24 protein-coding genes are annotated in these 26,623 nt (G+C 61.2%); 17 read left to right on the top strand and 7 right to left on the bottom strand.

Translation table 11 applies throughout. The features are described from left to right. Nucleotides 1–321: 321 nt before the first annotated feature. The 12 genes from D3H34_RS07095 to D3H34_RS07040 all read left to right on the top strand — a co-directional run bounded on the left by D3H34_RS07095 (nt 322) and on the right by D3H34_RS07040 (nt 13,764). Nucleotides 322–2,184 carry an FAD-dependent oxidoreductase gene (locus D3H34_RS07095; protein WP_119552738.1) on the top strand — a complete coding sequence of 621 codons (1,863 nt, stop codon included), beginning with the start codon at nt 322–324 and terminating at the stop codon, nt 2,182–2,184. Between the two features lie 335 nt (nt 2,185–2,519). Further along, nucleotides 2,520–3,902, top strand: a complete 1,383-nt coding sequence (locus tag D3H34_RS07090; protein ID WP_167481136.1) for an MFS transporter — start codon at nt 2,520–2,522, stop codon at nt 3,900–3,902. 440 nt (nt 3,903–4,342) lie between these two features. Continuing rightward, entirely contained in the window at nt 4,343–5,545 is a 1,203-nt protein-coding gene (locus tag D3H34_RS07085; RefSeq protein WP_119552736.1) for a 3-hydroxybenzoate 6-monooxygenase, read from the top strand. Between the two features lie 509 nt (nt 5,546–6,054). After that, entirely contained in the window at nt 6,055–6,828 is a 774-nt protein-coding gene (locus D3H34_RS07080; protein WP_119552735.1) for an SDR family oxidoreductase, read from the top strand. Between the two features lie 128 nt (nt 6,829–6,956). Beyond that, the gene (locus tag D3H34_RS07075; protein WP_119552734.1) at nt 6,957–7,715 is read left to right on the top strand and encodes a type 1 glutamine amidotransferase domain-containing protein; all 759 of its coding nucleotides are present in this window, start codon (nt 6,957–6,959) and stop codon (nt 7,713–7,715) included. 131 nt (nt 7,716–7,846) lie between these two features. After that, a complete protein-coding gene (locus D3H34_RS07070; protein WP_119552733.1) occupies nt 7,847–8,665 on the top strand; it encodes an SDR family oxidoreductase in 819 nt (272 codons plus the stop codon). A gap of 71 nt (nt 8,666–8,736) precedes the next feature. Next, nucleotides 8,737–10,113, top strand: a complete 1,377-nt coding sequence (locus tag D3H34_RS07065) for an aldehyde dehydrogenase family protein (protein ID WP_286185500.1) — start codon at nt 8,737–8,739, stop codon at nt 10,111–10,113. A 145-nt stretch (nt 10,114–10,258) separates the two neighbouring features. Further along, entirely contained in the window at nt 10,259–10,678 is a 420-nt protein-coding gene (locus D3H34_RS07060; protein ID WP_286185498.1) for a hypothetical protein, read from the top strand. A gap of 19 nt (nt 10,679–10,697) precedes the next feature. Then, nucleotides 10,698–10,967 carry a hypothetical protein gene (locus D3H34_RS07055; protein ID WP_119552731.1) on the top strand — a complete coding sequence of 90 codons (270 nt, stop codon included), beginning with the start codon at nt 10,698–10,700 and terminating at the stop codon, nt 10,965–10,967. After that, the gene (locus D3H34_RS07050) at nt 10,964–12,172 is read left to right on the top strand and encodes a low temperature requirement protein A (RefSeq protein WP_119552730.1); all 1,209 of its coding nucleotides are present in this window, start codon (nt 10,964–10,966) and stop codon (nt 12,170–12,172) included. Before D3H34_RS07055 ends, D3H34_RS07050 begins: the two co-directional genes overlap by 4 nt. Continuing rightward, nucleotides 12,169–12,765, top strand: a complete 597-nt coding sequence (locus tag D3H34_RS07045; protein WP_119552729.1) for a DUF924 family protein — start codon at nt 12,169–12,171, stop codon at nt 12,763–12,765. The genes D3H34_RS07050 and D3H34_RS07045 overlap by 4 nt, the downstream gene beginning before the upstream one ends. Before the next feature lie 69 nt (nt 12,766–12,834). Then, nucleotides 12,835–13,764 (top strand): LysR family transcriptional regulator, encoded by a 930-nt coding sequence (locus tag D3H34_RS07040; protein WP_119552728.1) that lies wholly within the window; start codon nt 12,835–12,837, stop codon nt 13,762–13,764. Between the two features lie 270 nt (nt 13,765–14,034). On the opposite strand, the gene D3H34_RS07035 is transcribed toward D3H34_RS07040, so the two are convergent. From D3H34_RS07035 to D3H34_RS07025, 3 genes are all read right to left on the bottom strand, one after another. Next, a complete protein-coding gene (locus D3H34_RS07035; RefSeq protein WP_119552727.1) occupies nt 14,035–14,406 on the bottom strand; it encodes an EF-hand domain-containing protein in 372 nt (123 codons plus the stop codon). A 286-nt stretch (nt 14,407–14,692) separates the two neighbouring features. Beyond that, a complete protein-coding gene (locus tag D3H34_RS07030) occupies nt 14,693–15,064 on the bottom strand; it encodes a hypothetical protein (protein WP_119552726.1) in 372 nt (123 codons plus the stop codon). A gap of 556 nt (nt 15,065–15,620) precedes the next feature. Next, nucleotides 15,621–16,124: an acyl-CoA thioesterase gene (locus D3H34_RS07025; protein ID WP_205736680.1), complete on the bottom strand. Its 504-nt coding sequence runs from the start codon at nt 16,122–16,124 to the stop codon at nt 15,621–15,623. Nucleotides 16,125–16,251: 127 nt separating this feature from the next. Between D3H34_RS07025 and D3H34_RS07020 the strand changes: the two genes are divergently transcribed. Then, the gene (locus D3H34_RS07020) at nt 16,252–16,932 is read left to right on the top strand and encodes a response regulator transcription factor (RefSeq protein WP_119552725.1); all 681 of its coding nucleotides are present in this window, start codon (nt 16,252–16,254) and stop codon (nt 16,930–16,932) included. Nucleotides 16,933–16,972: 40 nt separating this feature from the next. Continuing rightward, nucleotides 16,973–18,283 (top strand): sensor histidine kinase, encoded by a 1,311-nt coding sequence (locus D3H34_RS07015; RefSeq protein WP_167481135.1) that lies wholly within the window; start codon nt 16,973–16,975, stop codon nt 18,281–18,283. A gap of 1 nt (nt 18,284) precedes the next feature. On the opposite strand, the gene D3H34_RS07010 is transcribed toward D3H34_RS07015, so the two are convergent. The 4 genes from D3H34_RS07010 to D3H34_RS06995 form a co-directional block, all read right to left on the bottom strand. Continuing rightward, the gene (locus D3H34_RS07010) at nt 18,285–19,703 is read right to left on the bottom strand and encodes an efflux transporter outer membrane subunit (RefSeq protein WP_119552723.1); all 1,419 of its coding nucleotides are present in this window, start codon (nt 19,701–19,703) and stop codon (nt 18,285–18,287) included. Then, the gene (locus D3H34_RS07005; RefSeq protein ID WP_119552722.1) at nt 19,703–21,658 is read right to left on the bottom strand and encodes a MacB family efflux pump subunit; all 1,956 of its coding nucleotides are present in this window, start codon (nt 21,656–21,658) and stop codon (nt 19,703–19,705) included. The genes D3H34_RS07010 and D3H34_RS07005 overlap by 1 nt, the downstream gene beginning before the upstream one ends. Nucleotides 21,659–21,668: 10 nt before the next feature. Next, complete coding sequence (locus D3H34_RS07000; protein WP_119552721.1) at nt 21,669–22,901, bottom strand: efflux RND transporter periplasmic adaptor subunit; 1,233 nt, start codon at nt 22,899–22,901, stop codon at nt 21,669–21,671. A 116-nt stretch (nt 22,902–23,017) separates the two neighbouring features. Continuing rightward, nucleotides 23,018–23,233: a hypothetical protein gene (locus tag D3H34_RS06995; protein ID WP_119552720.1), complete on the bottom strand. Its 216-nt coding sequence runs from the start codon at nt 23,231–23,233 to the stop codon at nt 23,018–23,020. Nucleotides 23,234–23,691: 458 nt separating this feature from the next. Here D3H34_RS06995 and D3H34_RS06990 point away from each other — a divergent pair, with 458 nt between their 5' ends. The 3 genes from D3H34_RS06990 to D3H34_RS06980 all read left to right on the top strand — a co-directional run bounded on the left by D3H34_RS06990 (nt 23,692) and on the right by D3H34_RS06980 (nt 26,550). Next, a complete protein-coding gene (locus tag D3H34_RS06990) occupies nt 23,692–24,951 on the top strand; it encodes a DMP19 family protein (protein WP_119552719.1) in 1,260 nt (419 codons plus the stop codon). Between the two features lie 249 nt (nt 24,952–25,200). Further along, complete coding sequence (locus tag D3H34_RS06985; protein ID WP_119552718.1) at nt 25,201–25,458, top strand: SWIB/MDM2 domain-containing protein; 258 nt, start codon at nt 25,201–25,203, stop codon at nt 25,456–25,458. 165 nt (nt 25,459–25,623) lie between these two features. Next, a complete protein-coding gene (locus D3H34_RS06980; protein WP_119552717.1) occupies nt 25,624–26,550 on the top strand; it encodes an alpha/beta hydrolase in 927 nt (308 codons plus the stop codon). The last annotated feature ends 73 nt before the right edge of the window (nt 26,551–26,623 follow it).

Raw genomic sequence — 26,623 nt, 5'->3', positions numbered from 1 at the left:
ACCTCAGGCAACGCCAAGTCGCTTGCCAGCGCCGGGAACTTGGCCAAAGACATCCCCTTACGGCGATTTCCCGTTCAGCACATCGCGGTCCGCTACCCCAAGCAAGTCGGATCGACACCGCTATAACCCGCCCGACAGGGCATGGTTCCCCTCCCCGACATACCCTCCTTGGCGGAGCTGAGCGCACCAAGCACGCCGCGGAAGCGACTCACTGAAACACGGCGCACGACACGCAGTGCGGGCGAGCGGCGCGCCCCTTCCCCCTTGCCTACGGGTATCCCCTTGCAAGCCTCAACTTAATTGATGAGTACACTTATTTAAATGAACAGTACACTTATCAATTTGACTGGCTCACCTGCCTCTGCCCTGAACGCCACCTATGACCGGGAAGTAGATCTCCTCGTCGTCGGCGCGGGCGCCGCGGGAATGGGAGCAGCACTTGTCGCCGCAATAGAAGGGCTGGAGGTACTCTTGTGCGAGGCCAGCACCCAAGTGGGCGGCACTGCGGCGACATCTGCAGGAACCGTGTGGATTCCAGGGAACCATCAAAGCAGGATGGCCGGTTACGATGACACCGTTGACGCGGCGCGCGAGTACCTTCGTGCATTGATCGGATCAAACAGCAGAGACGACTTGCGTCATGCTTATCTCGAACACGCGCCCCAGGTCATCGACTATCTACGTCAGAACTCCAAGGTGGAATTCGTGCCGTGCGGCATGCATCCCGACTATCAGGATCTGCCGGGCGCTGCAGCGATGGGACGAGCACTTGCACCCAAGGCGTTCGACGGGCGGACACTAGGCAAAGCATTTGCACGCGTGCGAGCGCCCATCTCCGAGTTTCTGGTCCTCGGCGGCATGATGGCGGGCAAGGAAGACCTGCCTCGCCTCATCGGCCGCTTTCGCTCGCTGCCCAACTTCCTTTACTCGGCAAGTCTTTTTCTGCGCTACGCCGCGGATCGAATCATGGGCTACAGCCGCGGGACTCGGCTCCTGATGGGAAATGCTCTGGTCGCGCGTCTTTTCGCCAGCCTGCGCGACCGGGAAGTGCCTATCTTGTTCGAGACACGGCTTGTCGACTTGCTAAAAGAAGATGGAGCGGTCGTGGGCGTCGCCTTGCAGACACGCGAACGGATCGAGCGGGTGCGCGCGCGCCATGGCGTCATCTTGGCCACCGGCGGGATTGCCCATGACAATGCCATGCGGCAAGCCTATCTGCCATCTCGCGTGCCGACCCACTCTTTGGCATGCCCGAGCAATCAGGGAGATGGGCTAAGGCTCGCACAGGGAGCTGGCGGTGCGATCGGCGACGCGCCAGCGAGCAGCGGAGGATTCTGGACTCCCGCATCGGTGACTCGCATGCGAGGGAAGCACTGGGGAGGGGTGTTCCCTCACCTCTCGTTGGATAGGGCCAAACCCGGCCTCATCGCAGTCAATGCTGCCGGTCGACGCTTCGTCAACGAGGCGGCGTCATATCACGACTTCGTACTCGCGATGTTCGCCTCGAATCTTCAAGCGCCAACCGTGCCGGCTTTTCTTATCTGTGAGCAGCGCTTCGTTACCAGGTATGGCTTGGGACTCGTTTATCCAGGAGTGAAAGCATCGGATCTGACCAAGCACGAAGCTGAGGGCTATCTCTTCAGAGCATCGACGCTGTCCGAGCTCGCAGAAAAGATCAAGGTCAGTGCCTCTGGTCTGATACAGACTGTCGAGCGCTACAACGTGCATGCGCACAAGGGAGAGGACCCAGAGTTCCACAAAGGCAGCACTACGCTCAATCGCTTTAACGGCGACCCTTCCTGCAAACCCAATCCTTGCTTAGCGCCGATTGAGCACGGACCATTTTGTGCAATGGCCGTCTGGCCGGCCGAGATCGCCTGCAGCACGGGCTTGCTAACTGACAAGCATGCACGAGTACTTGACCCGCGCGGTCGACCGGTTCCCGGACTCTATGCCTGCGGCAACGACATGAGCTCCATTATGGACGGCACCTATCCTGGCCCTGGCACAACACTAGGCCCAGCGCTGGTCTTTTCCTATCTGGCTGTCCAGCATGCACTGAAGATGCGCCATACAGGTACGCACGAACGCGCGTCAAAAGCTGATCCGTCGGGTAGTAGACCAACGATGTCAGGCATGGATTCTTTAGAGAACTTGAAAGCCCATCCAAATGAAGCTTCTTGATAGATGGCTATCGGCTCTTGGCCAGCGCGTTGCGGATGGATAGTCACTGGCGGATACACGCAGCGGAATTTCTGTAGGGTCATCCTGTTTCGCCAGGCACTCATGAAACACCAAGTTGCTCATGCTCACGCGGCTATGGCCCCTGCCAAATAAGTTCCGCCGACCGATGTCTTGGTCGAAGCCCCGGACATTGGGTTCTTCAAGACACAGAAATACAGATCTTTAGGTGCGGCAGAGAAAGCCGCGCTGGTGCGCTCGCGTGCCAAGAGGATGTGGAGACATCCTGGCTCTCGCGCTTTTTAGGTTGCAGTTGAGACACATGAGGAATGAGACAAATGACTAAACCCAGTTCCCTTGGTTCGTATGCGAAGGAAAACGATGGAGGCGCCAGTGCAGGGCGCACTCCAAGCAACGCAGCGCGCGTGCGGGCTGCGATCGCCGCCATGGTCGGGACCATGCTGGAATGGTACGACTTCACGTTGTTCACACTTTTCTCCGCGCTGGTGTTTCAGCGAATATTCTTCGTCAGTTCTTCTCCTGAGATCGCGACCGTTCTTTCGCTGGGCGTATTTGCAGCGGGGTTTCTCGCACGTCCCATCGGCGCTCTGTTGTTCGGCCGCATCGGCGACAAATACGGTCGCAAGAACGTGTTGGTTGCGAGCCTCGTCATGATGGGCACTGCGACGACGCTCATCGGCTTGCTCCCCACCTATGCACAAATTGGCGCTTGGGCTGCTCTGCCATTGTTGGCTCTGCGAGTGGTTCAGGGATTTGCCGCCGGCGGCGAATTAGGAACCGCGATTACGTACTCGGCTGAGTATGCCCCCCCTCGTTGGCGTGGCCTATGGGCAGCAATGCCAGCAGTTGGGAATTTCGCCGGCATCGTCCTGTCCGCCTTGGCATTTCGTTGGGCGGTGGGTCTTTCGGAGGAAGAGTTGTTCTCCTGGGGTTGGCGCATCCCGTTCATTTCAGGTGCAGCGGTCCTGATCCTTGGCATCGTAATCCGCTCGGGCATGCATGAGACGCCGGCATATATTGCCAAGGATTCGGGTGGGATTGCCCAGCACCTTACCCTTCAACAAGTCCTGCTGCGCGCATGGAAGCCGATGCTCATCCTCGGTATTGTTTACTTCTGTGCCAATGGGACGGCGTATTTCTTTCAGGCACTAGCCGCTAACTTCGCCTCAAGTGTTCTCATGATCTCGCGCGTTGGCATCGCTAACGGCACACTTCTCGGTGCGATCGGCGGCATGTTCACCGTAATGATGTTCGGCGCCCTGTCGGACAAGATTGGCCGGCGACCTGTCATGATCATTGGATTCATGCTTGCGCTCGCTGCGGCAGCCATTCTCTTTTTCTTCCTCAAGACCGGTGACGCCGCTGGTTTTGCCGTCGTTGTAGTCATTGCTCTGGCCGGTGCAAATGCAGGCTACAACTCCGCGATCAACAGTTGGGGCTCTGAGTTGTTCACGACCGAAATTCGCTTGACTGGCATGAGCTTTAGCAGAGAGGTCGCGGGAAGCTTGGGTGGAGGCTTGGTTCCGGTCGTCGGCGCGAGCATCATCGCTGCAACCGGCGCAGGGGCCAGCCGATACTTGTTCGCACTGCTTAGTGCGTTGATTGGCATTGCAGTCATTGCCATTCTGATGACCAGGGAAACACGCGGGGCCGCGTCCGATATGGATATTGGTGAAGTGAAGCTGGGCCCAGGCCGTTGACAACAGGGAGGACCAGGGTTGTGATGAACAACTGGTCCTGCTGATCACCAAACGCCTCTATCGGTGCAGCTACCGGTGCAGGTCCTGCCAACTCGGCTCAACCGACGGTGCCGCAGCCTAGAGCTTGGTAGTCCCCTCGGTGGCAGTGTGCAAGGTCAGACCTACAGAACGCTCTGCCAGGAAAGTATCAGTCTTGGCTACGCAGGCCACGAAACACGAAGTGCATCGGTAACAACGCTCCATCCTGCGGCTGGAGGTCGCGCATGCCGGCACGCGCGACGCGTGTGGCAACCCGATGCCCGATTCGGAGGAACACCTCGGGAGCTTCTATCTATCAACGAGACCTTCAATTCCCGCCTAGATCACTGGTGACTGCAAATCACCTTAGCAGTCATTCATCTGTTCCGCCTTTACCAATTAGAGTCTTTGGAGATTTATCAATGCTCAACAATCAAACTGAGCTTCCCATACTTGTAGCCGGCGGCGGCATAGGTGGTCTGGCCGCGGCGCTTTCGCTTGTTCGGCGAGGGTTCCGCGTCAAGGTGCTGGAGCAGGCGCCCGAGATCGGCGAGATCGGTGCCGGCATCCAATTGGGTCCGAATGCCTTCCATGCCTTCGATGCGCTCGGCATCGGCGAGAAGGCGCGCAGCCGTGCTGTTTACACCGACTACATGGTCATGCACGACGCTACCGACGAGTACCAGGTCGGCAGGATTCCGACCGGTGAAGCGTTCCGTCAGCGCTTCGGCAATCCGTACGCGGTGATTCACCGCGCGGACGTGCACCTCTCGCTGCTCGAAGGCGCGCAGGAAACGGGTCGGGTGGAGTTTCTCACCGCGACCCGTGCCGAGCGCATCGAGCAGGATGCGCATGGCGTCACGGTCCTCGACCAGCACGGCAGCGCCCACCGCGGCGTGGCGCTGATCGGCGCCGACGGCGTCAAGAGCGTGGTGCGCGAGCAGTTCGTGGGAGACCCGGCGCGCGTGACAGGGCATGTGGTCTACCGCGCCGTGGTGGACAGGGCCGACTTCCCTGAGGACCTGCAGTGGAATGCCGCCAGCATCTGGGTGGCCCCCAACTGCCATCTAGTGCACTACCCGCTACGCGGTGGTGAGCAGTACAACGTCGTCGTCACCTTTCACAGCCGCGAACAGGAGGAATGGGGTGTCCGCGACGGCAGTAAGGAAGAGGTGGAGAGCTACTTCCAGGGCATCTGTCCGAAAGCACGCCAGCTCATCGAGCTGCCCAAGAGTTGGAAGCGATGGGCCACGGCCGACCGCGAGCCCATTGGCATCTGGTCGTTCGGCCGCGTCACACTGCTGGGCGACGCCGCCCACCCGACGACGCAGTACATGGCGCAGGGCGCCTGCATGGCGATGGAAGATGGCGTGACGCTGGGCGAGGCCTTGCGCGTGAACGGCAACGATTTCGAGAAGGCGTTCGATCTCTACCAGCGGTCGCGCGTGGCGCGAACCGCCCGCATCGTGCTGAGCTCGCGCGAGATGGGCCGCATCTACCACGCCGAGGGCGTGGAGCGACTGGTGCGCAACGACTTGTGGAGAGGTCGCTCGCCAGAGCGCTTCTATGACGCAATGGAGTGGTTGTACGGCTGGAACGTCAATAACTGTCTAGCCGACTATTGAACACCAGGAGAGGGCCGCATGCGAGGGCGTATCGCCCTGCAGCGACCATCTCCTTGCTGTTCTTGAACAAAGAAAAGGGCCGAGAGCGTTGAAGGATCCGCCTCAGACAGGGCTCTGTTCGAACAAGTCGTGGGAGGAATCAGTGCGTTCTTCTGAGTGTCCAGCAACGAAGCCAACGGAACGCTGGCACTGAGCTGTGGAAGCACGTCCGCAGGTTTCGCAACCTGCTCAAACTCCAACCAGCATCCCTTCACCGAGATGGTCCTGGGAGTTCTGCGCAACGCCGATGCCGTGCCTACCGAAGTCCGAGCGCGGTCGATTACCTTTAACAATGCCGAGGCGGCCGGGCGGCCATGTACGGAATCCGTATTTGTAAGAGACTGTGAAAAATCAAGTCTCAACAGGATTGGGCGCAATTTCTGGATTATCCATCCAGCCAGGGACAGCTTATCCCTGAGTCGCTGTTGCCTAGACTCGATCTCCCGTCACACACATTCAAGGAGATTGATATGGCAGACCATTCCATCAGAGGCAAGACCGTTCTCATTGCGGGCGGCGCCAAGAATCTCGGTGGGTTGATCGCCCTCGATCTGGCGCGACAAGGTGCCAAGGCCGTGGTAGTCCACTACAACAGCGCCGGCAGCAAGGCCGATGCCGATGCCACTGTTGCAGCAGTCAAGGCCGCTGGCGCGCAAGCGATCGCGATTCAGGCTGACCTGACGACGGCCGGCGCCGTCGAAAAGCTGTTCACGGATGCCATCGCTGCAGTAGGCAAGCCGGACATCGCCATCAACACCGTCGGTAAGGTGCTCAAGAAGCCCATGGCCGAGATCAGCGAGACCGAATACGACGAGATGACTGCCGTCAATTCCAAGACCGCCTTCTTCTTCCTCAAGGAAGCAGGCAAGAACCTGAATGACAACGGCAAGATCTGCACGGTGGTTACGTCGTTGCTTGGCGCGTTCACCCCGTTCTACGCGGCCTATGCGGGCACCAAGGCCCCGGTCGAGCACTACACGCGCGCTGCGTCGAAAGAGTTTGGCGTGCGCGGCATCTCTGTGACCGCAGTCGGCCCTGGCCCGATGGACACACCGTTCTTCTATCCTGCGGAAGGTGCCGACGCTGTGGCTTACCACAAGACGGCCGCGGCGCTTTCACCGTTTAGCAAGACCGGCCTGACCGACATCCACGACGTGGTGCCGTTCATCCGTCACTTGGTCAGCGACGGCTGGTGGGTCACCGGTCAGACCATTCTCATCAACGGCGGCTACACCACGAAGTAAGCATGCGCGCCGGGCGGCGTGCACGGAGACGACGTGACCCGAAGCGAGCGGTCGTGGCCCGACTGGCAAATTGGACGACATAGGGATGTACCCCTAAAACGCACTTAGAGATTTCGAGGGAAACAACAATGCCAGCATCAAACCTGAAGGTGGAAACACGCATAGGCGCGAAGCGTAAGCCGCGGCGCATCCTATCGATCGTTTCCAATACCGCCCAGCTCAAGGGCTTCCCGGTGGGCTTTTTCGCCGAAGAGATGACGCGTGCCTTCCTGATGTTCACGGAGGCCGGGCATCACGTGGATCTCGCATCCCCGAACGGCGGCGAGGTGATGTTTGATACGCACAGCGATCCGCGCACCCCTGGCGGGGCCTATGTCGACGATCTCATCAGCCTTGGCTTCGCACATCACGCCAAGTTTTCAGGGATGTTGAAGAACACCCTTGCCATCAGCGCGCTCGCTGTGGATGACTATGACGCGATCTGGGTCGCCGGAGGTGGAGGGCCTCTCCTAACCTTTAAGGACGATTCGGCGCTGCACCGGCTGATCGCTGCCTTCTATGAGAGCGGCAAGATCGTCACGCTGATCTGCCATGGCTCTTCTTTGCTACTTTGGACGCGTCTGTCTAACGGAAAACTTCTAGCCGAGGGAAAGAGCTGGACCGGGTTCACCGATGAAGAAGAAGACGAGGTGAATGCCGCTTTCGGCATGAAGTTGAACGAATACACCATCCAAAGTGAGGCTCGCCTCATCGAAGGAACCCGCTTCCTGTGTCGTCCGGCCAACGAGCCCTTTGCTGTACGCGATGGACGCCTAATCACCGGGCAGCAGCAATACAGCAGCGGTATCACGGCGGATCTGGTTCTGGAAGCGCTAGACGAATACTGAGGTTCGATCTGCGGTTGGTGAGCCTTTCCAACAGCAGTATGAAATGCGCTGGTGAATGATCTCGCGCGGACACCGGCAGCATTTCGTGACGTCAACGGCAGGACATTTTTCTATCTGACAGGAGTTTGCGAATGGTTGCTATCGCCCACCAAGAAATACGAAAGACATTTCCTTCGGCCACAAGCACCGGCGCGCGTCGCTTCATCGGCAAGACCGCCATCGTGGTGGGCGCCTCCGCCAACGTGGGCCGGGCGTTGGCCGAATTGCTAGCGCAGGAAGGCGCTGATGTGGTGGTCCACTACAACTCGGCGTCCAAGCAGCAACAGGCCGAAGAAACCGCCACGGCGGTGCGGGGACACGGCCAGCAGGCGCTGATTTTCCAGGCCGACCTCACCAAGCCCGCGCAGGCCACGGCGCTGTTCGATGCCGCCCTTGGCCGGTTCGGCAAGATCGACATCCTGATCAATACGGCGGGCAAGATCATCCGCAAGCCACTCGCCGAATTCGAGGAAGCGGAATTCGACGATCTATTCAACGTCAATGCCAAGGCCGCCTTCTTCCTGCTGAAGGAAGCCTCGAAGAAAATTTCCGACGAAGGCCGCATCCTGAGCTTCGTCACCACCATGGTGGCGGCCTTTGCACCCACGTATGCAGGCTATGCTGGTAGCAAGGCGCCGCTCGAGCACTTCAGCAAGGCCCTTGCCAAAGAATTGGGCGGTCGCGGCATCACAGTCAACTGCATCGCGCCCGGACCGCTCGATACCTCCTTCTTTTATCCCGCCGAATCCAACGAGAACATTGCCTGGCTGCAATCGATGTCAATTGACGGTGGCCTTGGCAACATCGCCGACATCACTGGCCTAGCGCTTTTCTTGGTCTCGCCGGAAGCGCGCTGGATGACGGGCACCACCAGCTATATCAACGGCGGCATCATTTCACCGATCAACTGACAGGTTGAGCGTCGGCGGCATCAATGATTAGTCAGTCCTCCGTAGAGGATAGTTTGGTAAGGAGAGATCGCGTGCCCAATAAATTCCAAACGTTGCTCGATGCCCAAAAAGCGCAATTTCTGAGCGATGAAACGAAGTCCTTTGAATGGCGCATCGACCAGCTCGAGCGCATGGAGCGGATGCTGCTCGAGAATCAGGACGCGTTCTGCGCCGCGCTCTACCAGGACTTCGGCAAGCCGTCGTTCGAACAACTGTTTGAGATCACGGTGCCGCTGGGCAACATCAAGTACTACCGGGAGCATCTGAAGGACTTGATGGCGCCCCAGCCGGTGGCCATCCCGAAGGGCCTTGAAGCGACCGGAAACAGTGGACTGATCCTCAAGGAGCCTTACGGCGTCACGCTGGTGATCGGCCCCTTCAACGCCCCCATCCTGCTGTTGCTCGATCCGGCCATCGCCGCGCTGGCCGCCGGCAACCCGGTGGTCCTCAAGCCCGCCAACACCACGCCGGCCACGGCGGCGCTGTTCCAGAAGTTCGTGCCGCGGTACTTCGAACCCGAGAACGTGACCATCGTGACGGGCGGGCGCGAGGAGATTGCCGATCTGCTGGCACTGCAGTTCGACTTCATCTTCTTCACCGGCAGTTCGACCGTCGGCAAGATCGTGATGCGCGCGGCAGCCGAGAACCTGACGCCGGTGATCCTGGAACTTGGCGGACAGAACCCCACCATCGTCGACGAGACCGCCAACCTGGACATCGCCGCCGACCGCGTCGCTTGGGGCCACAACGCCATCTCCGGCCAGTGGTGCATCGCGCCGGGCTACGTCTACGTGCACGAGAGCGTCGCCGATGCGTTCATCGCAAAACTCAAGGCAGCCATCGTCAAGATGTACGGCGCCGACCCGCAACAAAGCCCCGACTTCGCCCGCATGATCAGCGAGCATGACGCGCAGCGCGTGGCGTCGTACATCCTGCCCGACAAGGTGGTGCACGGTGGCCGTTCGGATATTCCTGGTCGTTACGTGGAGCCTACCGTGCTGTATCCCTCCACCTGGGACGACCCGGCGCTGCAGCAGGAAGTCTTCGGTCCAGTGTTGCCAGTGATGCCCTATTCCGACCTGAAAGAGATCGTAGGCCTCATGAAGCGCAAGCCGAAATCGCTCGCCGCCTACATCTTCAGCAAAAACCAGGCGAACATCGACTACGTACTAGCAAGCCTGTCTTTCGGCGGTGGCTGCGTGAATCAGACCAACCTGCATTGCTGGATCGACAGCCTGCCGTTTGGCGGTGTCGGCTACAGTGGCATGGGCAAGTACTACGGCAAGGCCGGCTTCGAAGCGCTCAGCAATACCAAGGCCTTGTTGATCGGCAATCCGGACCTCGAACTCGATGTATTCCCGCCCTATGCCGGCAAGGACATCGCGAAGAATCTGAGCGTGTTCTCCTGAACGGGAACGTCTGCAGATAAAGAATCCGTTTCGAGGAGAGCACGTGTCCGAACCGATTCGTAGAAGAGCGCTGTTGCTGATGGCCACAACCGTTCCATTGAGCGCCTGCGCGCAGAAACCGTCGGTGCCGCCGCCAGGTCCAGGGATGAGCGCATCCACCACCTACCTCCACCTGCTGGCCAAGACGCCCTTCTTCACGGCCCTGTCGCGCGACCAGTTGCAGTGGGTGATCAATCATTCGCGCGAATGGTCCGTCGCGCCTGGCACCGAGATCGCTGGTAGCACACGCGCTGCCGGGAGCTTCTGGGTACTGCTCGACGGCGGCTGGCAGGTCGAGCACAAGGGCCGCAGTGTGAAAGCCGGCCACGCTGACCCGGCCAAGTGGTATGGCGGGCGCGACATGCAGGCACTGGGCATTGGCGACACGCGCCTGCTGGCCACAGCGAAGAGCTACGTCATGCAGATCCATCAGGTGGATCTGGATGAGATGCTCCGACGCGGTTTCGCTTTCGGCCCGCACCTGGACGCTGGCATGAAATTTTATCGTTCGCTGCGCAAACAATGAGAACTACGGGAGATTCGACATGCATGTGCTGATGGTGATCGGGGGTGGCTTGGTCCTCCTGGGTGTTTTCGTCCTTTTCGGCTGGCTCTGGGGCGCGAGTGCCGCCGGCATGGCGCTGGCGGCCAAGGTCTTCGTGCCGGCCTGGCTGTTGTTGGCCGCCGTCAACATGTGGGTGGGTGTCGCCCACGCGGGCTACAGCACGCGCGAGGAGTTTCCTATCCTCCTGCTGGTCTTCGCGGTGCCGACCATCGCGGCCGGCATCGCGGTCTGGCGCCTCTCGCAGGCATGAAGCACGAGGCCGCGACGGTGTCGAACGGACCGGTGTCAGACCATCCCTTGCTGCGGCATCGGGATGGCCACCACGCGCGCGTGACCTACGAAGAACTGTTCTTCGACCTGGTCTACGTCTTCGCGGTGACCCAGCTCAGTCATGAACTGCTGCACAACCTCACGGCCTTCGGCGTGGTCGAAACGCTGATCCTGTGGTTCGCCATCTGGCTCGGCTGGCAGTACACCTGCTGGGTCACCAACTGGTTCGACCCGGAGACACCCCGTATCCGCGGAATGATGTTCGCGACTATGCTGCTGGGGCTGGTCATGGCGGCCAGCATTCCGAAGGCCTTCGGTGACCGGGGAGTCATCTTCGCCGGTGCCTACGTGGCAATGCAGGTGGGGCGGACCGCGTTCATTGCGTTGCAATTGCCCGCCGGCCATCCATTGGCACCGAACTACCGCCGCATGCTCGGCTGGGTCTCGATCTCCGCTGTATTCTGGATCGCCGGAGCCATCGCGCAGCACGAGATGCGTGCCTTGTTCTGGCTCGTCGCCGTGCTATGCGAGTACATCTCGCCGATGTTCGGCTTTGTCTTGCCGGGAATGGGGCGCTCCCATACGCAAGAATGGACGATCGAAGGCGGCCACCTGGCCGAGCGCTGCCAGTTGTTCGTGATCGTAGCCTTGGGTGAAACGGTTTTGGCCAGCGGCGCCACACTCGCCGATGCCGGCAGTTGGGACGTGCCGGTGGTACTGGCGCTGCTGGCGACCTTCGTCGGCACATTGGCCATGTGGTGGCTGTATTTCGGCACATCGAGTAAGGATGCGACGGCGGCCATCACGCGCTCGGATGACCCGGGTCGCATTGGTTCGTATTTTCACTATGTGCACGCCATCCTGATCGCGGGCGTCATTGCCTCTGCGGTTGGCAACGACCTGGTGCTGGCCCATCCGCAGGTGCACGCAGGTGCGGCCCAGATCGCTGTTCTGCTGGCCGGCCCGGCAATCTATCTGTTGGGCAGCGCCATCTACAAGCGCATTGTCTATGGCACGTTGCCGGTGTCGCACCTGGCCGGGGTGCTGATGCTGCTCGTGTTGGTGCCCGTTGCCTTTGTCGCCGACATGCTAATCCTGGGCTGGCTGACCACCGTGGTTGTGCTGGTGGTGAGCTTCTGGGAGGGGCGCTTGTTGCGCAGACGCCGAAATATGCACCGAGCATGAACGCTGCAGTCGGTTTCAAACGGGCGCGTGCCTACAGGGCTGCCGACGAGCAGGGCACTGCGAGCGGTGCTGCCGATGTCGTACGTTTTTGGCAGGCGGCCCACACGGATTGGTTCAGTCATGATCCAGCCTTCGACCGGCGCTTTCGCGAGTGCTTTTTAGACCTGCATTTTTCGACGGCACGGCGCGAGCGTGACGCTTGGGCAGAAACGCCCGAAGGCTCGCTGGCATTGCTGATCCTGCTCGACCAATTTCCGCGCAATGCCTTTCGCGGCACGAGCCATATGTACGCGACTGACGCGCTGGCGCGGCATTTCGCGCGCATGGCGAATGCGGCCGGGTACATAGACTTTATCGATCCGGAGCTGCGCCTGTTCTTCTGCCTGCCTTTCTCGCATTCGGAGGACATCGCCGACCAGGACCTGTCGGTGGAACTCAACACCAGGCTCGGCCCGGCCGAGCAATCGCACGCCGAAGGCCATCGCGACATCATCCGCCGCTTCGGCCGCTTTCCACACCGAAACCCGCTTCTGCTGCGCGAGACGACCTCGGAGGAACAGGCCTTCCTGGACCGGGGTGGGTTTACAGGGTGAGCCTCATCCTTTTGATCGGGTCCCGCTTGTGCCGGCGAGCCTGACATCGCTACCAGGGTTAAATGCGGAATGGACAAACTCGATCAGTACCGCGTCTTCGTGCAGGTGGCCGAGATGGGCAGCTTCATCAAGGCGGCCCATGCACTGGCACTACCGCGCGCCAGCGTGTCTGCCGCCATTCAACAGCTAGAGGAGAAGGTCAGCGCGCGCCTTTTGAACAGGACAACGCGACAGGTTCACCTGACAGCGGAGGGCACACAATTGCTCGAACGCCTGCGCCCCTTGTTAGCCGACGCCGAAGACGTCGAGCACCTGTTCCAGAGCAGTCAGCGACAAGTCGCAGGTCGGCTTCGGATCGATGTACCCAGCCGAATCGCCCGACGCCTCATAGCGCCGGCGCTGCCGGGCCTGCTGCGGCGCTATCCAAGGCTGCAACTAGTGCTAGGCTCCACCGACCGCGCCGTCGACCTGGTCCAAGAAGGCGTTGATTGCGCAGTGCGTTTCGGAGCGTTGCACGACAGCAGTCTCGTTGTCCGGCCGCTGGGGTGCATCGCGCTGATCAACTGCGCCAGTCCGGGGTACTTGCGTGAATATGGCGTCCCGGAGAAACCGGAAGACCTCTTGAAGAAGCACTGGACTGTCGGCTACGCATCGCCATCCAGCGGTCGGGAACTGCCTTGGGAATACATTGACGCCTCGGGCAAGACGCAGGATTTGAATTTACCCAGTCGAGTCGTCGTCAACAACGCAGAAAGCTACATCGCCGGTTGCCGTGCCGGCACCGGTTTGATCCAGATCCCTCGGTTCGACGTCCAGCATCTGCTGGACCGGGGCGAACTGATCGAAGTCATGCCGGCGCACCGCGCGACTTCGATGCCGGTCTCGCTCTTGTATCCACACCGGCGCCAGCGCTCTCGGCGTCTGGTCGCCTTCGTGGAATGGTTCTCCGAATTGATGGAGGCACATCTGGAGCGTGGACCGGCAGGGGCGCAATGCTGATCTAAGATGCGACGGGTTTTGGCGCCATCTGGAGACCATGGCATAGCAGCTGACGCAGCTCAATTTCCAATCACATCGTACAGGCGCAGGATCCACGAGACTTGGTAGGCTAAGCTGAGCACGGCAAACGCGGCGTGGAAACGCGCATTGGCGGTGCGGAAAGCCAGAATGCACAAGCCGCCGCTCAACCTGCCTGTATGGCGAGGCCGTTTAGCGACAGCTCGGTCCCCTATCAATGCCAACATGACAGGAGCCCTCCCCCGGCGTCGCCTACTTTTCGGGGGACTCGGCAGTTTGGGCCGCAATCATGGCGCGCTGCATCTCCTCGCGGGAAAGAACTCCGTCCTTGTCGGCATCAAGCCCGTCGAAGTACCTTGATATCTCTGGAACAACAATGGCCTCTGCCTTGCTGATCTTTCCGTCCTTATCTTTGTCCAGTTCCTCAAATGCGGCGTCGACTGCCTGTGCCCGATTCTTAAATCGCGACTGCTGGAAACTGGTGTATTCGGTCTTGTCGACACGGCCATCACCATTGGTATCCATGGAAGCGAATGTCTTGTCGATGTAGGTCTGCTTCTGGTCTGGCATAGCTGCCAACGCAGACACCGCTGCGAACAAGGTCAAGAGAGCGATTTTTTTCATAGTTCACGTCTTTCTAGATCTAGAGTTAATGTCGAAAACTCTTTTTTATGCCTCGGGGGTAAGTTCTTTCCCATAAGACTGTTTTCTGAATTGGTGAACGGGTTCGCCTCTGCGAACAAGCCCGCCAAACTCTAAAGCACGCAGTAGTTGCGCGGAAGGCGACAGAGCGTTCCATCGCCTCGCATTCCAAACGCAAGCACCGACAACAAGGTCTACACGCAAGGGCACAAGAGCGTGGCGGCTTTTCTGCTGTACAAGCACATCCGGCGCGCACCGCTGAATCAACTCATTCGCAGCGATAGGCGTACCCGTCCCTGGCCCGGTAAGTGTCCGTTGCCCGGTCGTAGTTTCCATAGCGGCTTAGGCAGTAGTCCGCCCGCGAGCGTTCATCCTTTTCCCGCTTGGCCGCCGCCGCGATAACGCCTGCCAACACCGCCGTTCCAACGACCCCAACCACGACACCCGCGGCTGTGGCGTCCTCCCTGCGCTCGCGCTCGCGTCGGTTGTGATCTTCGCGCTGACGCTCCCAGTTGTTCATGTACCAATCGGTACGCTGATGATCCCATCTCTGCGCATGCGCAGAACCTATATAAGACAACGCCAAGACTTGGGCGATTGCACCCAGCCACAACGTCATGCGCCCCGCTTCAAAAAACATAACTCGTACTCCTTTGTGCCAATCTTCTGGCAGTTGGGAGTGGGCACCACAAACATTGTCTCAACATGGTGCCATCACCACTTCTCATCCTGAGCATGGGTGACATGCTTTTTCCCTGCAGGTGAACGTCGGATCCGTTCGATTCACCGAGAGGTTGACGTGCGAGAGGAAAGCCACGCCCGCACAAGGTGCATGAGGCAAATCTGACGCACGGGAGATCCAAGGGTCATGCTCCGACGCCCAGAAGATCGCACCGAGGAAGCCGGCATCTGCCGTGCCGCGCGCAACCAGTGAGGGCACCATCTCGCGTTGTATCCGGCATTCGGCGTCACCGACAGCGCCAATGCTGCTTGGCTCAGGGTTTGGAACCTAGGAGTAGCCGCCGGGTCCCGCACAATCGTGCGTACGGTGGTCCTTCGATACCCGGTTTCCCAGAAGGACCACGATAGGTCGAGTTCCCGGGTCACGTCTACCTTGGCACTTCCGCCCAAGAGAAGCCTCTGCTCCACCGCGACGGCAGCGCCAAAGAGGCTTGGGGAGCGACTTCACCTCATGCTCATTGTGTTCGCACCAGAACGCCCAATTTTTCCCATAGCACCGGCGGACTGACCCAGCACATGCGGCGACTGGCCATGTCCAACGCTACTTGGACGGAAGAGGCCTTGTGAAGGCGTCTGCCTGTATGCAAGCACGAGATCAGGTAGTCAATCTTGAGGCGATGCTCCCATTCGACAATGGTGGCCCGGATGCGCACAGGCTGATCGAACTCAAGCGGCGCCATGTACTTCATGCGCATCTCAATGATGGGCCAGACGTATCCGGAAGCCTGCATCTGTACGTCGCCGCAGTCGAACTTCGCCAGCAGCGCGACACGGGCGGCTTCGAGGTATTGGGCGTAGTGACCATGCCGGGCGCTGCTGATCGCATGATCCGGCTCGTTCACCATTGCAGGCATTTCGATTGCGTGGCTCAGATCGAGAGCGTTGCTCTCTGTCAGTGCGAGAGCAGAGTCGACCCGCCGATGCGGCTCGGGCGACGAAGGCGACTTGTTCGGACGCATGATCGACATCTATCGTTGAAGGTATAGGGGCACTCTATGTCCGCGACATTGCCGCAACATTGCGTCGTGCCGTGTCTCTATGTGCTACTTTTGGCGGATGAAGTCAATGGAAAGCTGAGCGCTTCGCATGCGGATACTCATCGTGGAGGACGAACCAGAGATGGCGTCAGTGATCAAACAGGCTCTCGAAGCAGAGGGCATGGTGGTCGACGGCGCAGTGTCAATCGCGCAGGCCCATGCGGCGCTTCGGCAAGGTGTGCATGATCTGTTGCTGCTCGATCGCCAGTTGCCCGATGGGGACGGTGCCAGCCTCATTGCCGCAGCGCGCAGTTCCCACCCGGATCTGCCCATCATCTTGTTGACTGGCAAGAGCGGCGTTGCCGACAAGGTGCAGGGGCTGGACCTGGGCGCAGACGACTACCTGAGCAAACCCTTTGCCATCGAAGAACTCATGGCCCGCCTCCGCGCCATCGGCCGGCGCCCGGCGCAGGTGAGCATTCCGACAGTGAGTGTGGGGCGCCTCACCTTCGATTTCAGCGCAAGGGAAGCGCGCGTCGATGGCTTGCCTGTGCCCCTTCCGCGCCGCCAGTTGCTGGTACTGGAAGCGCTATGTCTGCGCGCGGAGCGCACGGTGGTGCGCGAATGGCTGATCGAGCGCGTCTATGGCTTTGACGACGACATCCAGTCCAACGCGCTCGATGCGCACGTTTCCAAGCTGCGTCGACAACTGGAATCGGTGGACGCGAAGGTGACCATTCACGTCATCCGCGGCGTGGGCTACCTGCTCAGGGCAGCAAACCATGGCTAGGCGCCGCAGATCGCTCGTTTTCAAACTGACTGCCAGCCTCATGGGCTTCCAGTTGGTCATCTTCGTGCTGGTCCTGACGGGAATTTCATGGGTGATCGCCGTCAAATCCGCTGGCTCTGTGGACGAAAGCGTGGTGGCCGCCGTCGCGAAATCGATCGAACTTGACGCACAGGGCCATCTGGTTCAAGCCAACACAGCAGAAGTCCGCGCCCTGGAGAGTTTCCCAACTGTCTGGTTTGTGGCCAGGGATGGTGCAGGGCGCGAACTTCGCCGCGGACCTGTGCCGCCACACATCGAAGGCTTGGTCAGCGTGCTGCCGTCGTTGGGCGACTCCGGAATATGGGCACGTCACAACCCTGCAGTGTTCGCAACGCGCGTCGCGGTGCACGATGCGCCATTCGGGCCGGTGTATCTGCTGGTGGGGGGTGCCCCCACCCAGGGCATCTGGGCTGCCTTCACGCTGTTGTTCAGCGCGTTTGGCCTGCAACTGATGCTGCCGCTGTTGCTGGTGACGCTATGCTTCATCCCCTGGTTGGCGCGACGAGCGCTGGCGGGCGTCGCTCGAACTGCGCGGCAGGCCGAGGCTATCAACATCCGCAAGCGGGATGCGCGACTGGGCGAGGAAGACCTTCCCACCGAGATCCAGCCACTGGTCCGAGCGGTCAACGAAGCCCTGACGCGCCTGAGCCAGGACTATGACGCACGCGACCGCTTCCTCGCTGACGCCGCGCATGAACTGCGTGCACCGATTGCCATTTTGGAGGCTCGTGTCGGCCTGCTGGTATCAGGATCGGCACGCGCACGCGTGCTGGCCGACGTGTCCCGTCTCTCGAACCTCGCCGAGGCGCTGCTGGACCTGCAGCGCTTGGGGCGCAAGCTAAGTGACCTGAAACCGGTGAATCTGCGTGCAGTCGCACATCAGGTGACCACTGACATGGCGCCCCTGGTGCTCAGCGCAGGGTATGAGATCGAGGTCAATGGGGGTGATGCGCCTGTCCTCGTTGCGGGAGACAGGTTGGCGTTGGGGCGCGCCTTGATCAACCTGGTGCAAAACGCGATCGTGCACGGCGGTGGTCATGGCGTCATTTCCATCGACGTCGGCGCCAACGGCACGCTGAGCGTGCGCGACCAGGGACCCGGCGTGGCAACTGAAGAGCAGGAGCGCATCTTCGAACCCTTCTATCGCATCCAGCCCAGCGACCAGGGCACGGGGCTGGGCTTGCATCTGGTGCGTGAGATCGTCGACCTGCATCAAGGCTCGGTCGAGGTCGCGGAAATTCAGGGTGGGGGAGCCTGCTTCGAGATACGACTGCCTCTGCTGTCGGCCCCCCCTGCCGCCTCCCCCCGCTGACTCACGAGCCACCCAACGCCAGCGCCAGCTTCACGTCATTGCCAACCTGATCGCGCAGGACCTGCGCCAACGCAAGCTCGGAGCTGCGCAGCTCCTGCTGTGCATCCAGCCAAGTGCGCAGCGCGCTGGCACCTTCTCGGTAGCGCGCCTCGTACATGCGCGCCACATCGCCCGCCGCCTGATAGGACCGCTGTCGGGCGTTACGCTGGTCCTGCAGGCGCTCGCGCGCCGACAGGGCATTGTCCACTTCCTGAAACGCGATATGAAGCGTGGTGCGGAACTCACTGGCGGCCTTCAGATAGGTCACGCCAGCCGTTTCCGTGCTGATCCGCATGCGCTCCACGTTGATGAACGGCAGGTTCAGGCTCGCGCCCAGCATCCCCGCCGGGTGACGAAGCACGTCGGACAAGGCGGCGCTGCTGCCGCCCATGGACCCCGTGAGGCTGAGCGACGGGTAGTAGCTGAGCACCGTGGCGTCGACGTTCACGAGCGATGCACGCAAGCGCCGTTCAGCAGCGCGCAGGTCGGGGCGTCTGCCCAGCAGTTCGGCCGGGACTCCTTCGCGCACCATCAGCGCATCGAGGTGTTGCAAAGACTGAGGCTCGTCCTGCTGCGGCCAAGGCCGACCATCGAGCAGCACCGTCAGCGCATTGCGCACCTCCACGCGCTGTTGCACAAGCGCTCCCTGCGCCGCTCGCTGACTTTCCAACCGCTGCTGCGCCTCCCGCGGCTCCAGACGAGACACATCGCCTTCGCGATGCTGGACCTCCACCAATTGGAGAATGCGCTCCAGCGCAGCCAGATCCTGCTCGCCCGCATGAATGGACTGGTTCAGATAGGCCAGCATCCAGTAGTAGCGGCAAACATCACCCACCAGTGCCAGCGCTGTCGCCTGCAGATCGTCGGCAGAAGCCTGTGCCCCCCACGTCTGCACATCGCGCTGTGCGGCCAGGCGGCCGAACAGATCGACCTCCCAGTTGAGTCCGACATTGACGCGGTGGCTTCGCGCAGAGCTGCCGCCACCATCAAGCTCGCGGGTGGCACTGCCTTCAAGCCTGGCCACAGGCTGCGGAAACAGGTCGTTTGAAGTCATCCTCGCCTCCAGTCGGGCTCGGCGCAGCGCAAAGCCTGCCGCCGTGAGGTTGGCGTTGACGGTCAGGGAGTGGTCGACCATCCGCGCCAATCGCTTGTCGCCAAAGCTGTGCCACCAGGGATCCTTCCGCACGTCGCTGCTGCGCTCGGCGTCAAGCGGCGGAAGCATCGCGAGTGCCTCCACGGACGCGTTAGACAAAGCTGTGCCCCGGCCGTACTCGGCCGGGATCTCGATGGGGGGCACCTGCGAGGCATAGTGATCGGACGACGCGCATCCGGCGACAAGCACCGCCAAGGCCAGTGCCGAAATGGAAAAGATCTGGTTCATCAGCGGATCAGTGCCTCTACAGGGTCGAGTTGTGCGGCGTTGCGCGCCGGAAGAAAGCCGAATGCAACGCCGATCAGGCTAGAGCAAGCGAAGGCCGCCACGATCGAGGTCGCGGAGAACACGAGGCTGAATCCCACGTCCGCCAGTTCCAGCAACAGCCCCAACCCCAATGCCAAGCCCACGCCGAGCGCGCCGCCCAGCAGGCAGACCAGCACGGACTCGATCAGGAACTGCTGGAGGATGTCGCTGCGTCGCGCGCCGACGGCCATGCGCACCCCGATTTCTCGGGTGCGCTCCGTCACCGAAACCAGCATGATGTTCATCACGCCAATTCCACCCACCACCAGTGCAATCGCCGCGATGGCACCGATCATCATGGTCAGTGTGCGGGTGGTCTGCTCGATCGTTTCGCGAATCTGCGCACTGTTGTTCATGTAGAAATCCTGCGTGCCGTGGCGGTGCTTGAGAAGTCGAGTGACAGCCCTTTCGGCGGTCTGCATCGAGACGCTTTCGGACACGCGCACGGTGATGCTTGACACATGGCTCTTGCCCAGCATGCGCGACATGGCCGTCGTGTACGGCACCCAGGCGTTGAGTACGGAGCCGTCGCCGAAGGCGGCAGACTGTTTCTGCGTCACTCCAACCACGCGCGCCGGCACCTTGCCCAACAGAATGGTCTGGCCGATCGGGTTCTCGCGCGGACCAAAGAACCTTGCGCGGGTGTTCGGATCGATCACGACGACTTGCTGGTGACCATCGACACCGGGGGCTCCGAAGAATCGCCCTTCGGCGATCTTGATTCCGCGCACGCGAAAGTACTGCGCCCCCACGCCGCTGACTTGGGCAGTGGCTGATTTGTTGCGGTACATCGCCGTGACGGTCGACGCTACGCCTGGCGTGGCGCTGTCCACGAAGCTCTGCCGCGCCAGCGCTGCGCTGTCGCCGGGGGTGAGCGTTTCGACGAGGCTGGCGCGCAGATCCCCAACACCCGTGCCCGGATAGACCTCAAGGGTATTGGTGCCCAGTGATGAGATGTCGGAAAGGATCTGCTGACGCGCGCCGGCACCGAGCGCCACCACCGACACCACCGAGGCGATACCGATGATGATGCCCAGCATGGTCAGGAAAGTGCGCATGCGATGGGCATTCATCGCCCGCAGCGCCATGCGGAATGCCTCCGTGAAGCGGTCACGCAGGGCCCGAGCGCTGTCGCCGACGGACGAGCGCCGGGCCTGTGGCCGGTGCTCCGTGTATTGCGTTGCCTGCACGTCGGTGCGCCGATCGGCCACGATGCGCCCGTCGCGGATCTCGATGATGCGCTGGGCGTGCTCGGCCACCGCCATGTCATGAGTCACCAGCACGATGGTGTGTCCGTCGGCATGCAGCTCGCCGAGGATCGCCATCACCTCCTTGCCCGAGTGAGTGTCGAGCGCCCCGGTAGGTTCGTCGGCCAGGATGACGGCACCGCCGTTCATCAACGCGCGGGCGATCGAAACGCGCTGCTGCTGTCCACCGGAGAGTTGGCCGGGACGGTGGTCGGTGCGCTGTGCCAACCCGAGCCGCGTCAGCAGTTCCTCGGCCCGCGCGTGCCGTACCTGCGCAGGAACGCCCGCATAGATGGCGGGCACTTCCACATTGCCTGTCGCGCTCAGATCACTCAGAAGGTGATAGCGCTGGAAGATGAAGCCGAAGTGCTCTCGCCGCAACTCGGCCAGCTCATCCGGTGTCATCTGGCTGGTCTCACGCCCGGCCACCCGGTAGCTGCCGCCAGAGGGTCGATCCAGGCAGCCGAGGATGTTCATCAGCGTCGACTTGCCCGAGCCGGACTGGCCGACGATTGCGACCAGTTCGCCAGCGTCGATGTTCAGGTCTACATCATTCAGAACGACCAGAGGCATGTCACCGGCAGGAAACTCGCGACGCAATCCGCGCACGCGCAGCAGGGGTTCCGTCATGTGCTCCCCCCTACGCCGCAGGCCCATTGGGATTGGGCTTGTGCGACGGGTTCTTCGCCTTGCTGGTCGTACGGGTCTCGGGGTCACCCAGCACCACCTGCTCGCCTTCGCTCAGTCCGCGTTTGACTTCCACCTGCAACTGATCATCGAGACCGATTTCTATCTTGCGCGTCTGAACGCGACCGTCTGGGCCAAGTACCTGCACGGCGTAGCTGCCATCGCCGGCCCGCGCCCCCAGGGCGGTTGAAGGAATGGTCAGCACGCTCTTGGCTCGGCCCAGCACGATGCTGACCTGTGCCGTCATGTAGGCGCGCAGTTGCCCGTCGGTGTTCTCCACGTCGAACAGGCCGCTGTAGTAGATAGCCGTCTTCGCCGGGGCGCCTGCAAGAGCCTGCGCGGACAGACTGGACCGGTCCTCATTGGTGATCGATTCGGGCGCGGGCGCAATGTCTCGCAAGGTGCTGGTGTAGCGCCGATATGGATTGCCGAGAATGGTGAAGAAGACTTCCTGCCCCAGTGCGGTGCGGATCACGTCGGCCTCGGAAATTTCCGCATGGACAGTCATCGAATCCTGGTTGCCCAGCATCACGATGGTGGGGGCGCTTTGCACCGCATTCACGGTCTGTCCCTGCATGGAAACGACCGCCAGCACGGCGCCATCGATGGGGGCGGTGATCCTTGTATACGCCAGATTGGTCTGCGCGGCGGCAACTTCGGTGTCGCGCTGGGCAATCTCGGCCTCGAGCGCGGCGATCTGCTCGCGCGTGCCCTCCACCTTGGCCTTGGCGGCCTCGTAGTCGGACAACGAGGTCGCCTCGGCCGCCAGCAAACGCTGCTGCCGTTGCAGGGTCTGCTCGTACTGACCAAGACTGGCCGCCAGCGCGTTGCGGTTGGCCCGCGCGCTGCGCAGTGCCGCCTGAGCGCTGCGCAGCGTGTTCAGTTGGGTGCGTGAATCAATCTCGGCGATCAGATCGCCCGCCTTGACCTTGTCTCCCAATTTGACGTGCAGAGACTCGATCCGGCCCGAAACCTGGGAGCCGACACTGACGAGACGAGACGGCTTAAGCGTGCCCGTTGCCTCCACTGTCTGTTCGATGTCTCCACGCGCGACCTTCGACAGAACCAGTTCCGGTTTGGGGTCAGGCTTGAACGTTTGGTACAGGAGCACTCCGAGGATGAGAAGCGTAGCAACGGCCAAAAGAAGAACACGGCCTCGCCGCAATGGATGCAACCCAGCACTCATGGAAGCAGCACCCCTGCCTGGTTAGTCATCGATAGATCCTCGAGAAAGAATAGAGCAAACACACAGACACTGCCCCTCGCCTTGCGCCCGGGGCAGTTCAGAATTGCTCTCATTCTTTATTTTTCAAAGTTGCCGCAACATTGCGCGCATCCGCGCGGCAGCATATTGGCCTTTGACTTCGACGTGAACGCCGCCCATCGCCAGTGCTGGCGAATATGCTTCTCGACCCAAGTGTTGACCACAGCCTCGTCGGAGGAATCGAAGGTGTGTTGTAGATAGATCAGCCCGGCGATCAGCCGCAGGAGCAGCGCGCTCGTGAGCGATAGCGGCAACAGCGGTCGCTCACCACGGCGGTCGACGAAACGCGTGCTCGCTCTTTAGGTCTCCGTATGCACCAACCGACGATAAACAGGCGTTTACGAAGGTTAGCTTTGGTGAAAAACTGGAGCCAACACTACCTTGTTGAAGGGTGCTTGATCAACTCGCGATAACGACAGTCACGAGAGCACCTTATTACTGTCGGCTGGCAAGGCGCCATAGCTGCGCAAAGCTCGGGGGAAAGCATCGACGCGGTGCGGGTCGCGGAAAACCCGGACCAGCCGGAAAGCGCGGCATTTGGGCACGAAGTGCGCGTACTGGAATCGCTGGTGCGCATGGCGCGCGACATGCCCTAAATAGACTAGACACGGCGGGCCTTCGCACCTTGCAGGACATCGCCCATGCTTGGCCATAGGTACTCATTTCCATGGCAAAAATGGCCTCTATCGCCAATCCACCAAGAAAATCTTCCATGGCACACACCAAACACCTCCCCTCAATCGACTGGCCCGCACTGCTGCGGCGGGCTCCGTATTTCAGCGCAGCCATCGTGGATGTCCTGTGCGACGCAGACCCTTTAGCGTTCGCGCCCCACCTGCGCGCCGTCTATTGCTTCGACCAGTTCGACGCGCAGGTCTCCAATGGCGGCGTCGATCAGTACTTCGACAACGTGGCCGCGCACCTGGACGATGCAGACGCGGTGCCGGGCCTCATCGCGGCCAACCCCGTCTATGCGCCCGCGCTGCCGCTGATCAAGGAAGCGCATGCGATCTGGAGCGCGGTGGCGGCGGCGTACCCGAAAGAGGACGAAGACGATGATGAGGAAGACGACGACGCCTGGGATGCTTACCAGAGTCTTCTTGCTCCGCATGAGGAGCGCATGCAGGCCATCGCCACCGAATTCTTCGCCCTGCACAACGCCATCCGCCAGCGCCTAGAGGCAGACATCGTGCGCGACCCGCACCGCTACTTCGCCATCGCGCTGGTGCCAGGCCTGCACGGCAGCGGCGTGGAGCACATCGTGTTGGCAGGCGGCGCACACCGCCTGCGCTTCGAGGACGGCTTCCCCATCGGCCCCAACACCTTCGAGAACGAGGGCGGCGGCTGCGACGTGGTCTGGTTCTCACGCGACCGCACGCTGCTGCAATGTGAGGCGGCCGACTGGGCCGAGCAGCGCAGCCGCCACTGGATCCACTACCCCAGCCAATCGAGCGGAAGCTGGACATGGGACGAGGAGCAATGCGTGCGCAACGACCGGCAGGCGCTGGGCTTGGGCCACCACGGCCTGCACGAGACCTTCGGCGCCAGCGGCCAGCGGGAAAGCGCCGAGCTGCACTGGCACGGCAAGGAACTGTGCAGCGAGCACTTTCACCCGGACGGATCTCTGCTGCTACGCATCGAGCCGCACGGCGGCGGCCAGCGCTGGCTGCGCTACTGGCCCGGCGGCGCGCTCAACACCGAAAGCCTGCAAGAGCGCGACGGCCGCGACCGCTACCTGCGGTGCCTGGACGAAAACGGCACCGACCTGGCGCCGGGCGGCACCGGCCGCCTGCGCGAAGTGCTGGGCCAGGACGGAGAGATCGTGCAGTGGCGCGAAGGCGAACTGGCCGGCGGCTTCCTGCAAGGCCCCGTGCGGCGCATGGCCTGCCGGCCCGACGGCAGCGGCGCGCGCGAGACCGAGTGCACTTTCTACAAGAACGGCCGAATGAGCGGGAAATCTCTTCTCACCTAATCATGATGAGCTTTCAGACTAATGCTTGTGGATTGAGGAACGACAGCTCATTGTCAACCCGGCAGTTGCTTTGAGCCCATTGACGTTGACGTGCTTGCGGCAGAATTCGGCCAACACCTGACCCTCATGCCTCCCTTCCAATTTGCTACGAACTGACCGACGGACGCGCCCCTACAACCCCCGTTCGGCGCTGCGCCCAGCGAAACCATTTGGGGCGTTCGTAGAATTCACCGCTTTGCCGAGACAAACATGACCACTGCTAAGAAGCAAACGGCGTTCACGCGCCCCCTGGCACCCAGCGCCGAGCTCGCAGCCGTCATTGGCTCCGCACCCCAGCCTCGAACCGAGGTCACCAAGCTGCTGTGGGACTACATCAAGCTGAACAACCTCCAAAACCCAGCGAACAAGCGCAATATCCTTTGTGATGCCAAGCTTCAAGCGGTGATGGGCAAGCCCGAGGTGACGATGTTCGAAATGTCGGGTCTTGTTGGGAAGCACCTGTCCTGAAGAGCGTTGCCGCATGCAGCGGCTCTGGCCGGCCAGGAGACGACCTGGTCGGTGACCGGCCTGAGGCGTGCCACTAGCAGGCACTCGACATGGGACAGGTGTCGACCGGAAGCTGTCCTCTCGGTCTGCACCAGAATTTCCTCCGACCTGCGAAGGCCTCATCACATGCAACAACGTTTTCTGAACGCCTTGCTGGTTGCCCTCGTCGCCAGCTTCGGCATCTCTGGCGATCCGGCACACGCCCAGGCCCAAACGACGCCGAAGGTGCAGCCCGGCGAGGGGCGGCCTTACGAGATTGTCGACAGCGAGGTATGGGACGTGCCCGATCCGGTTTCAGGCCGTGGCTACCAAGTCTTCGTCGCTTTGCCGCCGTCCTATACGAAGCAGCCGCGGCAGCGCTACCCCGTGCTGTATGTGACTGACGCCGACTACGCTTTCCCGATCGTCCGGCAGTTGGGGCGCCGCCTGAACGTTGAAGGGCCTCAGATCGAGGAATTCATCCTCGTCGGCCTGTCCTACGCAAAGGGCGAGGACGGCGCGGTCAGCCGCCAGCGCGACTACACACCAACACCGAACGGCCCCAGCACCGCGCCTGCCAATGCGGTCCACGGTCAGGCGCGCGCCTATCAAGAATATCTGCGCAACCAGGTAAAGCCGTTCATCGCCGCTCGCTACCGGGCCGACCCGGCCAGAGCCATCTTTCTCGGCCACTCCTACGGCGCCCTGCTTGGGACGCAGATCCTTTTCACCGATCCCGGCTTGTTCAACGGCTATCTCCTCGGCAGCCCATCTCTCTGGTACGACAAGCGACATGCCTTGAAGCTCGAAGCGAGCTACGCCAAACAGAATCGGGACCTGACGGCGAATATCTATCTTTATGTCGGCGCCTATGAGGCGCTGCGCAAAGGTGTTCGACGCTACAACCAGACGGTAGACATGGTTGCCGACAACCAGGCGCTGGAGACGGCGCTACAGAGCAGAAAGTACCCAAGCTTGAAGCTGAAGTCAGCGGTCCTGAACGACGAGGACCATCTCACCGTCGCGCCGCGTGGCTTCACGCAGGGCCTGAAGTATCTGCTCTCGGCGCACTGAGAAATCACAGCGAACGGAAAAGCCGTCAACTCTTTGTGAGGGCGTATGAAAAAAGGAGCGAGGCTGCAGCCTC

It is taken from the genome of Acidovorax cavernicola (genome assembly GCF_003581445.1).
This window is presented reverse-complemented; position numbering and strand designations above follow the sequence as displayed.